The sequence below is a fragment of the Mesorhizobium sp. M1342 genome (genome assembly GCF_040317955.1).
GTDB lineage: Bacteria > Pseudomonadota > Alphaproteobacteria > Rhizobiales > Rhizobiaceae > Mesorhizobium.
Genome location: NZ_JAMYLI010000011.1, coordinates 56,961 through 69,773 on the forward strand (window position 1 = coordinate 56,961; position 12,813 = coordinate 69,773).

At 62.2% G+C, this 12,813-nt stretch carries 13 protein-coding genes; 6 read left to right on the top strand and 7 right to left on the bottom strand.

Annotated elements, in window-relative coordinates; genetic code table 11:
• Window positions 1–2 precede the first annotated feature (2 nt).
• On the bottom strand, window positions 3–1,787 hold the full coding sequence (locus NKH06_RS13320) for a bifunctional alpha/beta hydrolase/class I SAM-dependent methyltransferase (protein ID WP_502914477.1): 1,785 nt from the start codon (window positions 1,785–1,787) through the stop codon (window positions 3–5).
• A 39-nt stretch (window positions 1,788–1,826) separates the two neighbouring features.
• Window positions 1,827–2,435, bottom strand: a complete 609-nt coding sequence (locus NKH06_RS13325; protein ID WP_023813526.1) for a CDP-alcohol phosphatidyltransferase family protein — start codon at window positions 2,433–2,435, stop codon at window positions 1,827–1,829.
• Between the two features lie 213 nt (window positions 2,436–2,648).
• On the opposite strand from NKH06_RS13325, the gene NKH06_RS13330 reads away from it, so the two are divergent.
• From NKH06_RS13330 to NKH06_RS13340, 3 genes are all read left to right on the top strand, one after another.
• Window positions 2,649–3,128: a MarR family winged helix-turn-helix transcriptional regulator gene (locus NKH06_RS13330; RefSeq protein ID WP_023813527.1), complete on the top strand. Its 480-nt coding sequence runs from the start codon at window positions 2,649–2,651 to the stop codon at window positions 3,126–3,128.
• A complete protein-coding gene (locus NKH06_RS13335; protein ID WP_352442475.1) occupies window positions 3,125–4,306 on the top strand; it encodes an HlyD family secretion protein in 1,182 nt (393 codons plus the stop codon). Before NKH06_RS13330 ends, NKH06_RS13335 begins: the two co-directional genes overlap by 4 nt.
• Window positions 4,307–4,607: 301 nt before the next feature.
• The gene (locus NKH06_RS13340; RefSeq protein ID WP_023813528.1) at window positions 4,608–6,140 is read left to right on the top strand and encodes a DHA2 family efflux MFS transporter permease subunit; all 1,533 of its coding nucleotides are present in this window, start codon (window positions 4,608–4,610) and stop codon (window positions 6,138–6,140) included.
• 9 nt (window positions 6,141–6,149) lie between these two features.
• Here NKH06_RS13340 and NKH06_RS13345 read toward each other — a convergent pair whose 3' ends face one another.
• Complete coding sequence (locus NKH06_RS13345) at window positions 6,150–6,659, bottom strand: CAP domain-containing protein (RefSeq protein ID WP_023813529.1); 510 nt, start codon at window positions 6,657–6,659, stop codon at window positions 6,150–6,152.
• Between the two features lie 59 nt (window positions 6,660–6,718).
• Window positions 6,719–7,075, bottom strand: coding sequence for a winged helix-turn-helix transcriptional regulator (locus tag NKH06_RS13350; protein ID WP_352442472.1), 357 nt, complete (start codon window positions 7,073–7,075; stop codon window positions 6,719–6,721).
• A 106-nt stretch (window positions 7,076–7,181) separates the two neighbouring features.
• Here NKH06_RS13350 and NKH06_RS13355 point away from each other — a divergent pair, with 106 nt between their 5' ends.
• On the top strand, window positions 7,182–7,898 hold the full coding sequence (locus NKH06_RS13355) for a glutathione S-transferase family protein (RefSeq protein WP_352442471.1): 717 nt from the start codon (window positions 7,182–7,184) through the stop codon (window positions 7,896–7,898).
• 134 nt (window positions 7,899–8,032) lie between these two features.
• Here NKH06_RS13355 and NKH06_RS13360 read toward each other — a convergent pair whose 3' ends face one another.
• A complete protein-coding gene (locus NKH06_RS13360; protein ID WP_128304793.1) occupies window positions 8,033–9,256 on the bottom strand; it encodes a TadE/TadG family type IV pilus assembly protein in 1,224 nt (407 codons plus the stop codon).
• A gap of 300 nt (window positions 9,257–9,556) precedes the next feature.
• Here NKH06_RS13360 and NKH06_RS13365 point away from each other — a divergent pair, with 300 nt between their 5' ends.
• Entirely contained in the window at window positions 9,557–10,381 is an 825-nt protein-coding gene (locus NKH06_RS13365) for a DUF2189 domain-containing protein (RefSeq protein WP_023813533.1), read from the top strand.
• 48 nt (window positions 10,382–10,429) lie between these two features.
• On the opposite strand, the gene NKH06_RS13370 is transcribed toward NKH06_RS13365, so the two are convergent.
• Window positions 10,430–11,179 (bottom strand): CTP synthase C-terminal region-related (seleno)protein, encoded by a 750-nt coding sequence (locus NKH06_RS13370; protein ID WP_023813534.1) that lies wholly within the window; start codon window positions 11,177–11,179, stop codon window positions 10,430–10,432.
• An 81-nt stretch (window positions 11,180–11,260) separates the two neighbouring features.
• Between NKH06_RS13370 and NKH06_RS13375 the strand changes: the two genes are divergently transcribed.
• Window positions 11,261–12,130 carry a LysR family transcriptional regulator gene (locus NKH06_RS13375; protein WP_164892996.1) on the top strand — a complete coding sequence of 290 codons (870 nt, stop codon included), beginning with the start codon at window positions 11,261–11,263 and terminating at the stop codon, window positions 12,128–12,130.
• A 39-nt stretch (window positions 12,131–12,169) separates the two neighbouring features.
• Here the strand turns inward: NKH06_RS13375 and NKH06_RS13380 are convergent, their stop codons facing one another.
• On the bottom strand, window positions 12,170–12,802 hold the full coding sequence (locus NKH06_RS13380; protein WP_023813536.1) for a LysE family translocator: 633 nt from the start codon (window positions 12,800–12,802) through the stop codon (window positions 12,170–12,172).
• Window positions 12,803–12,813 lie beyond the last annotated feature (11 nt).

The window sequence follows — 12,813 nt, forward strand, 5'->3', positions numbered from 1 at the left end:
GTTCAGCGGCGCCGCGCGACCGAGACGGTGAAGATGCCCCATTGGTCGATGCGCTGGTCGAGCTTTTCGAAACCGGCGGCTTCGACGAGCTGGTCCATCTCGCCTTGCGTGCGACGCCGCATGACCCAGGCCTCGCCGCCGCGATGCGAGGTCAGGCTGCGTGCGATCATCTCGAGCTGCGGGTGCCAGGGCTGGTTGGTGTAGAGCAAAAGGCTTCCCGGCTGCATGGCGCGGGCGAGCCCACCGAGCGAGCGGGCGATCATCGCATTGTCCGAGAACAGCTCGTAAAGGCCGGAAACGATGGCGAGGTCGGGCGCTGGATCGGCGCCGGCGAGCATGTCGGCATCGAAAGCGTCCGCACGCTGGAACGAGACATCAGCCGGCAATTGCCGCTCAGCGATCAGCTTGCGGCCAAGCTGGACGTTGAGGTCGGAATAATCCTGCAGGCGAACGCTCGCTGGCTGGTCGGGGCTCTTCGCGATGGCATCGAGAACATAGCGGCCATGGCCGGCGGCGATGTCGAGAATGTGCGCCGGCCGACCAGCGGCCTTGAGCGTCGCCAGGCAAGAGCCGATGAGCTCTTCGAGATGCAGCTTGCGCTGGCGGATGCCGCGCCAGCCGATGGCTTCCAGGAAAATGCGGTCGACGACGCGGCCAAGAGGTGTAAGACCCCGCGCGTCGTTCTCGTAGACGTAATCCAGCGTCGAGCCGGAATCGAAGCCGGTGGCGATGCCGGTCTTCATGCCCTGCGAGACCCAGGCGCCCATGCGGATGGAGGCACGGCTGAATGCCCAATAGAGACCTTTGGGCGACAACAGATCGAGCGGCGAGGCAAGCCTGTCGGCCTCGTCGCGGGTGTAGCCCGCAATATCCGCCTGCTTCAGGTCGACCGGCGCGTCCGGTGCCGCGAACTGCCTGGCCAGGAACGGCCGGATCAGCTCGAGGGCCTGCGCCCGGTCGCGTTCGCCCAGCGTGTCGTGAAAGAAGCCCGGCAGCACATGGCGTTCCTTGGCGCGGCTGCCGAGATTGACGAAGAACTCGTGCTGCGGGCCGTGGCGCACCACCCAGTCGCTGCCCGAAAGCAGAAGCTGGGTCGGCACGCGGATGGCGCGGGCGTCAGCGACGATGCGTGCGGCATGCTGGTAGAGTTCGACCAGGATGTTGGAAGCGATCGGCCGCGTGATCAGCGGATCGCTCTCGAAGGAGGCGATGCGCACGGGATCATGGGTCAGGAATTTCGCCTTGACGTAGGAATTGACGAAAAAGCGGCCCTTGATCTTCTGCCAGAGTGCGATGCCTTCCTTGGCGAAGGGCACGTAGAGTTTCACCGAGAAGGCCGGTGAGGCCAGCACCATGGCGCGCAACTTCGGCGCATAGTCATGCACCCAGGCGGCGGCAAGCACAGCGCCGAAGGATTGCGCGATCAGCGCGATATCCCCAGTGGCGAAGCCATCCCTGGCGGCAATCTCGCGCATGAAGCAGTCGATGTCGCGCACCAGGGCCGAGAAGGAAGGGGCATAGCCGCGCTCGCCGGACGAACGGCCATTGCCGCGGGCATCCCAGGCATAGAAGGCGTGGTCCGGCATCCGCAATTCGTCGACGAGATGGGCCATGCGGCCGCCATGCTCGTGGCCGCGATGGAACAGCACCACCGCGCCTTTGGCATCGGCCGAAGCCGCAGGCCAGAATCGGTAGAAGATCTCCGCCCCGTCATGGCTGCGGAAGACCCGCTCCTGCGCTTGCCGCGCAAAGCTTTGCGTGGCCGCGGCGGCGATCGGTTCGTGCATCATGGTCTTTCCCTCTGGCGGCATGGCGAGCCTCGATGCTCAGCTGGCGCTGCCAATAAGGCCGGCGCGTATCCGGTTTATGGCGGTCAGCAGCGAAAGCGTTGCCATGGCCGGAAACACAAACGGTGCTATCGATGCCGGCCAGAGCCCGGCGGCGCACAGCACGGCGACCACACCGAGCGCCAGCGCTCTGTCGCTCTTGCCGAATGGCCCGGCATAGTTGCGTCCGATCTTGGCGGCGATGCCGAGCACGCCGGCGAATTCGGTCAGCACGGCCGATATCGCGAAGGCGACGACGCCCCATGCGCCAAATTCCGGAAAGACGGCAAAAGGAAGAATCAGTGCGAGGTCCGAAACGACGTCGCACAACTCGTTCAGATACATGCCGAGCGTCGACGCCTGCCCATGTTCCCGTGCCAGCATGCCATCCACGGCATTCAGCGCCATGCGCACGAACATCACCACGGGGATAAGCAACAGCAGCCAGCGCCATTCGTGCAGGATCGCGATGGCCGCGCCGGCGGTTATCGACATCACGGCCGCCAGGATGGTTATGCTGTTTGCGGTGACCCCGATTGCCGCCAGCCGATTGACCAGCGGCCGCAGCCGTCCCTGGAAGGCCGGCTTGAGAGCGTAGAGCGTCGGCATTTTCGTGATCCCCCGATCCTGACCAACGGCTGTACATCAATATGTCAGACCCGACCAGCATGACGTGGCGGAGCGGCGAAGCCGGCTGGCATGGCGACAGGCGCTCACCAATCGGTAACCATGCCTGCATCGCATGACTGTCGTGCATATCTGCCGGCTTCTTATGCAACGCGGCATCTTGAATAGTGAGCACGCTTATTATATATCCCGCTCATGGTTTCCGATGGCATCGACAGATTGGGCTTCTTGATTCACGACGTGCAGCGCCTGATGCGCAAGCGCTTCGAGGCGAGGGCCAGTGGCTTGGGGCTTTCTTCGGCGCAATGGCGGCTTCTGGTCCGCGTTGCCAAGGAAGACGGCGTCGCGCAGGCACGGCTGGCCGAACTTCTCGAAATCGAGCCGATCAGCGTTTCGCGCCTGGTCGACCGCATGGAGGAGGGAGGCTGGATCGAGCGTCGTGCCGACGCCGCCGATCGTCGCGTCCGCATGATCTTCCTGACGCCCAAGGCGAGCGACGCCTACGCCGTGATCAAGAGCATTGCCGGGGAAGTCTATGAGGAATCGCTGGTCGGCGTGAAGCCGGAAGCCCGTCGCGTCCTCGTCGAAGGGCTCGAGGCGATGGTCCGCAACCTGACCGACGACGAGACGCCGTCCATTGAAAAAGTGAAGAATACAGAAGGCGCAGCAGCATGAACGCGGTAGCCAAGATAGACAAGAACACGACCGAACTGGAGATGGAAGCGCCGGCGCAGCCGGCCGCGGCCCCGGTGGCGGTTGCTCCCCCAGTGCAGCCGGCCCCGGCGCCGGTGAAGAAAAAGCGCCGGCTGGGCCGCTTCCTGCTGATGGTCGCGCTGCCCGCGGCACTCGCTGTCGGGGGCGGCTACGTCTGGGTCACCGGCGGCCGCTACCAGGAGACCGAGAACGCCAACCTGCAGCAGGCCAAGGTGTCGATCGCTTCCGACACGGCAGGCCGCATCGTCAAGGTCGACATCTTCGATAACCAGCTGGTCAAACAGGATGACGAGCTGTTTGCCATCGACCCCGAGCCATACCGGATCGCGCTGGCGCAGGCCGACGCGGCGGTGGCGGGCGCGCGTCTCAATGTCGAGCAGCTGCGCGCGGCCTATGGCCAGTCGATGGCTCAGCAGAAGTCCGATGCCAGCCAGGTCGTCTTCGCCCAGTCGCAGTTCGACCGCGCCGCCGATCTTGCCCAGAAGGGCATCAACGCCAAATCGTCGCTGGACGAGGCCAAGAACGATCTCGACAAGGCCAAGCAGCAGCTGGCCGTTGCCGAGCAAGGCATCATCAGCGCCAAGGCAGCCCTTGGCGGCAATCCCGACATCGAGACCGACAAGCACCCGACCGTGATGGCCGCGCTCGCCGCGCGCGACAAGGCGGCCTACGACCTGGCGCAGACCACGGTCAAGGCGCCGGCGGACGGCATCGTCAGCCAGGCCTCGTCGTTCAAGGTCGGCCAGTATGTCGGTTCCGGCACGCCGCTGTTTTCGCTGGTCGAGACCGGCGACACCTGGATCGATGCCAATTTCAAGGAAACGCAGCTCACCCACATGAAGCCCGGCCAGAAGGCCGAGATCGTGGTCGACACCTATCCAGGGCGCACCTTCGAGGCGACGGTCAAGGCGATCGGCGCCGGCACGGGAGCCGAGTTCTCGCTGCTGCCAGCCCAGAATGCCACCGGCAACTGGGTCAAGGTCACGCAGCGCATCCCGGTTCGTCTCGAATTGACCGATGCGGACGCCAAGATGGCGTTGCGCACCGGCATGAGCGCCACCGTTACCGTCGACACCGGCGTGGCGCGTGGCCTGCCTTCGATCTTCGGTCACGCCACGGCTGGCGAGGCCGCGCAGTAACGTCAGAATGCCGCAGGACCAGCGGCGGAGGTGAATAGCAGGATTGGTCTGATGGGAGGAGCTGGAGGATCAGCGTTTGGGCGCGCCGCGTAGCGGCCTGGCCGAAATCTGAAATCTCCGACGCGGACCCGTCGGTCCTCATGTTTCCGGGCGGCAGGCATCCGCTCATCAGAGACTTTCAGTCGATGTAACCCCCACATCGACAATCGCGTCCCACCGCGACGAGGGTCTCTCAACGGAAGGCGTTGCCGCCCGGAAACCCCTTGTACACGTTTTTGTTACCTGCTGGAAGTTTCATGCCATGAGCACGCCCGAACCCTTCAAAGAAGTGCCGCATCGCGGCCTGATCACGGTCGCGCTCATGCTGGCGACGATCATGCAGGCGCTCGACACGACGATCGCCAACGTCGCGCTGCCGACCATGACCGGCGATCTCGGCGCCTCACCCGACAACATCAACTGGGTGCTGACCTCCTACATCGTTGCCGCCGCCATCATGACGCCGGTCACCGGCTGGCTGGCCGATCGCTTCGGCCGCAAGGAACTGTTCCTGGGGGCGGTTGTCGGTTTCACCGTGTTTTCGATGCTGTGCGGTATCGCCTGGAGCCTGGAGAGCATAGTGTTCTTCCGGCTGATGCAAGGCGTGTTCGGCGCCGCCATCGTGCCACTGTCGCAAACCTTCCTGCTCGACATCAACCCCAGGGAGCGCCACGGCCAGGCAATGGCCATCTGGGGCGCTGGCATCATGCTGGGGCCAATCCTGGGTCCGACGCTCGGCGGCTGGCTGACCGAAAATTTCAACTGGCGCTGGGTGTTCTTCATCAACCTGCCGGTCGGCATCATCGCCTTCCTCGGTATGGCCGCCTATCTGCCGGCGGTTGCCCGGCGAGTGCGCAGCTTCGATTTCTTCGGCTTCGCCATGTTATCGCTCGGTGTCGGTGCGCTGCAGTTGCTGCTTGACCGCGGCGGCGAGGTCGACTGGTTTTCCTCGGTCGAGATCTGGATCGAGCTTGCTCTTTCGATCACCGGATTCTGGGTGTTCATCATCCACACGCTGACGGCGGAACGTCCTTTCATCGATCCCAAGATCTTCCTCGACCGCAATTTCGTGACCGGGCTGGCATTCATCTTCGTCATGGGCGTGCTGATCCTGGCCTCGATGTCGCTGCTGCCGCCGATGCTGTCGACCATCTTCGGCTATCCGACCGTCACCATCGGTGTCGTGTTGGGGCCGCGCGGTGTCGGCACCATGATTTCGATGCTTGTCGTCGGGCGGCTCATGAGCAGGATCGACGCCAGGATTCTTGTCGTCATCGGCTTTCTGCTCACGGCGCAATCGCTCTACACCATGTCCAGCTTCACGCCACAGATGGACAATTGGCTGATCCTCAGCTCCGGCGTCATCCAGGGCCTGGGGATGGGAATGGTGTTCGTGCCGCTGTCGACCGTCGCCTTCGCCACGCTTGACGTGCGCTTCCGCACCGATGCCACGGCTTTGTTCAGCCTGGTGCGCAATCTTGGCTCATCCATCGGCGTGTCGGTCGTGACGGTTCTGATGGTGCGCAACACGCAGGTCAACCACACCGAGCTTTCGGCCTTCATCAACCCGTTCAATCCGAATCTGTGGGCGGTCTCTCCAGCCGCCGCGAGCGGCGATCCTATGGCGCTCTCACAGGTCGATCGCATGGTCAATCTCCAGGCGATGATGATCTCCTACGTCAACGACTTCAAAATGCTCATGGTGATGACGCTGCTTGCCATTCCGTTTGTTTTCCTGCTGCGCAAGCCGAAGCAGGCGCCTGCCGGCGGCGCGCCGGCAGCGCATATGGACTAGCTTTCCATCCTATTTTCCGAGCACCAGGCTCCAGTAACGGAGCTTGCTGTCGCCGCCGTCGCGCACATAGGCAAGGCCGAAGCGGGTGAAGCGCGGGTCGAGCATGTTGCGGCGATGGCCGGGCGAATGCACCCAGATGTCGAACAGCTTCTCAAGATCGAAACGGCCCTCGGCGATGTTCTCCGCCGCGGCACCGGAAATTCGATTGTCCCTGACGCGCGAGGCGAAATCCTTGCCCCAGCCGGTGGTGTGGCTCATGCGGCGGCGCTGCGCCATGTAGCCGGCCTGCTGCAGGGCGGCCTGTTCGAGCTGCCGGTCGGGGACCATCGGCGCCAGCCCGGCCGAGGCGCGGATACTGGCCAGCGTGCCGGTGGCGGAGGAGGAGACCCCGGCGCCTTCGCCGGTTGGCAGTGAAACAGTGCTGCAGGCGGCGAGTCCCGCTAGGGCGGCGAGGCCGGTCAACACCATGCGCCTGTTCAGATTCGGCATCGGGTAGGTTTCGATTTTCGCTATGGTCATGCCCCTGAGATAACGTCGATCATGGCTTTTGCCGGGCAGGGCGGCGAAAATCGAAGATGTTAGGCGGCAGTATCGAGATCTGCGTCCGAGGAACCGCGCATCCGGTCGTCTTCCGTATGCACCCACCACGAGCCCAGCGCGTCGATGAGCGGTACAAGCTTGCGGCCAGGCGCCGTGAGGTCATAGTCGACCCGCAGCGGATAGCCCGAGCGGGCCGTTCGCCTCACGATACCGGCGTCCTCGAGCTTGCGCAGTTCCAGAGCCAGAATGCGGTGCGACACGGTGGGGTTGTCGCGTCTCAGGTCACTGAACCGCTTGGTCCCGTCCTTCAGATAATAGAGCAGCAGCGTGGGCCAGCGGCCGCTGAGCACGCGCATGGTCTCTTCGATCGGGCAGCGTGAGACGACGTCTTTCATGGGCGGATCCTGGTTACAGAATTGTGCGTAATTTACATGGGACGACCAGCGTTTAGGGTCAAGTTTCGCTGCGCGGCGTGATCTCCTCAATCACGGAAGAAAACAAATGGAACCTATCCTGCTTTATGGCTTCCCGGCGGGAAGCTCGATGGGGCTCGTCGCTGCCTTCGAACGCGTCGGGCAACCCTATCGCCTGTGCCGCGTCGACATGCTCACCGAGATGAAAAACGATGCCTATGCCAGCATCAACGACCGTCAGGAAACGCCGGTGCTGATCACCGACGAAGGCCGGGTGCTCACCGAGACAATGGCCATCGCCGCATGGCTCGAAGCCCGCGACACACAGCGTCGCATCAGCTTCGAACCGCGCACGCCGCAAGCCGACCGCATGCACCAGTTGATGGCCTTCGTGAACACCGGTTTCACCGCCGCCTTCAGCCCGCTCTGGGTGGCATTGGAAATGGCGGCGGATGAACCCGCGCTGAAGGCGACCTTGCGGGAGTTCGGCCGCAAGGCCGTTGCGGAACGTCATGATCGGCTCGAGGCGATGATCGCCGGTACGGATTTCCTGGTCGGCGACGGGCTGACTCTTGCCGATACCACGCTGATCGGCGTGGCACGCTGGGCGGAATTTCACCAGGCGATCGACGGCGCTGCCTATCCCAAGCTGGCCGGATTGCGCCTTCGCATCGAAGCCGATCCGGCCGTGCGTTATGCCCTGGCTGTCGAGGATGGCGAACAACCCGCCGGTTCTGGCGCCTGCCTTGGCCACGTCCCCCTGACTGAGGTGATCGATCGCTTCGCTGCACCGGCGCAATCGTAGCGATACCCCATTTTCAACCAGGATGTGCCTTTGTGAGAGGCACTGATCTGCCGGAGTGCGGTCGCCGCACTCCGGCATTGTTAAACGCGACCGCCATTTTTCTCAACGCGACCGCTTGGGCCGCCTGTCGTTTCTCATTTCACCAGAGTGATCATCCGATCGGCATACATTGTGCGATTTCCAAGCGCCGCCGCGCAGTCCGACTTGACGGACGAGTTTCCGGTCATCTGTATCGTATTGCCGACAAGCCTGAGACAGTTGCCCTGGGCGCTCATATCAGAGTTGCCGGCGTAGGAAATGGGCGCGTCCGGCGCGTAGATAAAACCGCTGATCACGGAATTTGCGCCGCCATTCAATGTCAGAGCAGACGTGTTGCCGTGATCCTGAAAAATGGTGATACCGGCATAAGGGCCGCTGGTGGGCGGGGAAAGGTTCACCTTCTCATTGGCATTTATGTAGATCTGAGCGCTTTCCATGAGAAATATGGTCACGCCCTGGCCAGTCAGGCTGCCGTTTCCCCCTGGCTTTATGGTGGTGCCGCGCATGATGTAGACGCCCGGATTAAGCGTGATGTTTCCCGACAATGTCTTGTCGCAATAAGTGCCTGGCGACAGCGTGTAGGTTTTGCCGTTCGGGACCGGCAAACACAATGTGTAAGGGGGAGGAACGACGTCGGCCAGCGGATCAAAGGATGCGTACCGATGTTCGTGCGGCGTTCCGCAGGCGAGACTGGCGCTGGGTGGCAACAGCCCGCTGGTGCCGCCGACAGTTGAGACACAGCCCGCTGAAACCAGGGCGGAGCCGCCCCTGTTCACGGAATCGGGGGCGTCCGAGTTCGCCGCGATCACACAATTGTCCATCGAGACGTTGGTCGAGCCCTGCAGGTTCACGGCGGCGGACGCATGCGGATCGAGCGCCAGCACGCAGGCCTGCGCGCCAGGTTTTATCTTGACCGAGGCCGAGCGGTAGGCCTGCCAGGGGGCCGAGGCGCTGATGAAGCTTGGGCGGCTTATGCTGGACGACAGCGAGATAAAGTAGGCGCTTGGGCTGCCGCTTGCCGTTGCCGCGAAAGCGGAGACGCTGCCCAGATATTCCTGCTGGTCGGCCACGCTCATATTGGCGGCGAAGAATTGCAGCCCAAGCTGCTGGACATCGCCGGCCGCCATATCGGGAGAGAACTTCGTGCCGATGGCGAGCCCCGCCGCGTCAAGCGAGTTCTGTAGTTGCGAGGCGTCATGGCTCGTGCCGATCAGATCAACGGCGCCGGCCAAACCAATCATTATCGGCAGCATCCCGATGGCGGTCGTTATGGCAAAGTTGCCACGCTCCGAAGACCAAAAGCCTTTCAATGCGAACATAGTTCCTCGCCGAACTTCGTAAAGCTCAGGTGATACGCCAAAGATCCCTACGAGCAATTTAAGTAAATGCTAAAATGCGTAAATGCTAAAATGCAGCACAATGATTGGTCAAAATGAAGGACCGCCAAGGTACGCCATATGAGAGGCCATACGGAGAGTTGAACACTACGAGGAGTTGCTCCCCAGGCAATTGACGCGGCGACAATCGCCGCCAACTCTGCTATCGTGCCTCTCGTTCTTGAAGTGGCAGCTCTGGCGGCCATCCTGGCGGTGACCGCCCCGACACACGGGAGGAAGGTTATGGCCGGCTTTCATGTCATGGCGGACGCACGTGGAATGCATGTGCAGCCAACGGTGCGCCGCATCACCACGTCGGACCTTTGGGATGCGCTGCGCCTCGGCGTCGAGGATTTCTGGGCAAAACCTTCGCACTATGTGTTCCTGTGCTTGATCTATCCCATCGTCGGCCTGATCCTGACGCAGTGGACGTCCGGGGCCAACGCCATCCAGCTCATCTATCCCCTGATGTCGGGTTTCGCGCTGGTCGGGCCCTTTGCGGCGCTCGGCCTTTACGAGATCAGCCGCCGGCGCGAACTCGGCATGAACACCTCCTGGCGGCACGCGTTTGATGTGCGGCGCTCGTCCGCGGTTCCGTCGATCGCCGTCATCGGGATCATGCTGGTGGCGCTGTTCCTGTTATGGCTCTACACCGCGCAATCGATCTACACCGGCCTGTTCGGCGACCAGCCGCCGGCCTCGATCGGTGGCTTCATCCGCGACGTGCTGACCACCAGCAAGGGCTGGACGCTGATCCTTGCCGGCAATGCCGCGGGCTTTGTCTTTGCCGTAATCGTGCTGGCCACCACCGTGGTTGCCTTCCCGCTGCTGCTCGACCGTGACGTCGGCGCCGTTTCGGCGATCGAGACCTCGGCCCGGGCGGTAATGGCCAACCCGCTGCAGATGGCGCTGTGGGGCTTGCTGGTCGCCGTGCTTCTGGTGATCGGTTCCATCCCGCTGTTTGCCGGGCTAGCCGTCGTCATGCCGGTGCTCGGCCATGCCACCTGGCATCTCTACCGCAAGGTGGTCGAGCCCGAGCGGGCGCAGCAGACAAGGCGGCCGATGTAGGGTGCGCTGTCGCTAACTTCTTGCAATCACTCAACGACGATAGGCCGTTCAGCGATTGAGCTGGGAAACATCACCGCCCCAAAACGCGGCGCGCGGTCTTGACCGGGCGCTTTCCAGGAAGGCGACAATGATTGGATGCGGGTGCTGCTTTGTCGACGTCAGCTGCGGCACGAAGAGCGTGGCAAGGTAGAATGGGTGGGATGGCAGCAGGAGGACGCGAGCCTCGCCATTCGAATCCCTGCCGACAATGTGAAAGCCGCCGGCGTCCAGTTCTTTCTGGTAGGCTGGATTGATGCCGAAGTTGCAATAGTAGCGCTCTTTCGTGTTCGTTTGTCCATAAATCCGCGCTGCCCGGCTCCCTCGCGTCAGAAATACGTCCATGGTTTGCCCAACGAGTGAACAGGTCAGCTGTGTGACGAACAGGGTGGAAGCATAGGGATCGTATTCCGCATGCTCGGCGTCCTGGAAACCCAGCACGTTGCGGGCATATTCGACGACCATATGCTGGCAACCGCCGCAGGTTCCCAAAGCAGGAATTTCGTTTTCCCTGGCATGCCGGATGGCATTCAGAGCGCCATTCATGCTCCTGTACGGGCTGCCTGGAGCGATCCAGATCGCATCAAAAGGTGCCAGCTTGTCGCTGACCCCGGTGATCAGTTCTTCGGTCGAAATCCACTGGTGTTCGTACTGGATACCGAGCGTGGACCCGGCATGATCCAGCGCTTCGTCCATCTTGGCGTGTGGTTCGAAAGATGGCGTGTATTCACCGATCAGCGCCAATGCGAGTCGTTGTGTCATGAGAGCTCCTATGAATTGAAGTGAGCTTCCAGATGCGTTATCGGAGATGCATAAGTAAAATGCATTCGGATGATATCTATCATGACTATCACTAATATCACTCTCGCTCAGCTGCGGGTCCTGACCATGATTGTCGAAGACGCGAGCTTTTCGACGGCCGCTACGCGGATCGGCATGACGCAGTCGGGCGCAAGCCAGGCGATGAGAAGCCTTGAAGGCGTTCTTGGAGTGAAGCTTCTGGTTCGCGGCAAGAACGGGGTGTTTCCGACGGAAATTGGACAAGCAGTGCTTCAGGATGCGCGAGAGGCCGTTCTGGCCATCGAGCGAATCCAGCAAAGGAGCGCCGCAGCTTCAGGCGCTCAGACCGGGCGGTTGCGCATTGGAAGCGTGGCAAGCGCGGTAGAGCGTTTGCTGCCGCAAATACTTGCCCGCTTCCAGCGGCTTTTCCCCGGCGTCGAACTGGTTTTGCTGGAAGGAACCGATCATGAGGTTCTGGAATGGGTTGAAACAGCAGTCGTCGACGTCGGCCTGACCTCCGAACAATCAGCCGAAACTGTCGGGGATGTAGTCCTGGAGGATGATTTCGTCTTTCTTGCTGCTTGCGACCACCCGCTAGCAGCGACGGCGCGCGTCAAATTGTGCGACCTGGCCGACGAGAATTTCATCATGTCGGGCTCTGGTTGCGAGCCGGTCATCCGTCAGCTCTTCGCATCCGTGAACATCTCGCCTAAGGTTGTCCTTACGGTTCGCGATACGGCTGCCCTGGTGGAAATGGTGTCGCAGGGGATCGGTGTGACACTGATGCCTGAGCTTTCCACTCCGGAAGGAGACGCTCGCGTGTGTCGAATTCCCATTGTTCCTTGTGTTCAGAGGCGGCTGCTCGTTGTCAGTCTTGCAAGGGCCAATCGTTCGCCAGCCGCGGAGAAATTCGTGCAGCTGCTGGCGCCCTGACGTTTCTAGCTCAGCTCGCGATCATCGTCCAAGGCGAATTCAGCGCTGCGCCTCTGTCGCCATCTTCAGCGCAAGTGCCGCCAGCACGGTGCCCATCATCCAGCGCTGGATGACCAGCCACAAAGGCCGTCCGGCGAGAAAGGTGGCGATCGAGCCGGCCGTCACCGCGATGACGGCATTGACGCTGAGACTGATCGAAATCTGCGTCGCGCCGAGCACCAGTAGCTGCGACAGGACGTGGCCTTTGCCGGGGCTGATGAACTGCGGCAACAGCGACAGATAGAGCACGGCCACCTTCGGATTGAGCAGATTCGTCATCAGGCCCATGGCGAAAAGCTTGCGCGGCCTGTCCCTCGGCAATTCGCGCACTTCGAACGGCGAGCGTCCGCCCGGCTTCACCGCCTGCCAGGCCAGCCACAGGAGATAGAGCACGCCGGCAAAGCGCAGCGCGTCATAGGCGTAGGGCACGGCGAGCAGCAGCGCGGTGATGCCGAACGCCGCCGCCAGCACATAGAAGACAAAGCCGAGTGCCACGCCGCCAAGCGAGATGAGCCCCGCCTTCGGCCCCTGCGACAGGGAACGCGAGATCAGATAGATCATGTTGGGGCCAGGCGTCAGCACCATGCCGAGGCAGACCAGCGCGAAGGCGAGATGATTGGCCGTTTCGGGCATCTGTTCTTCCC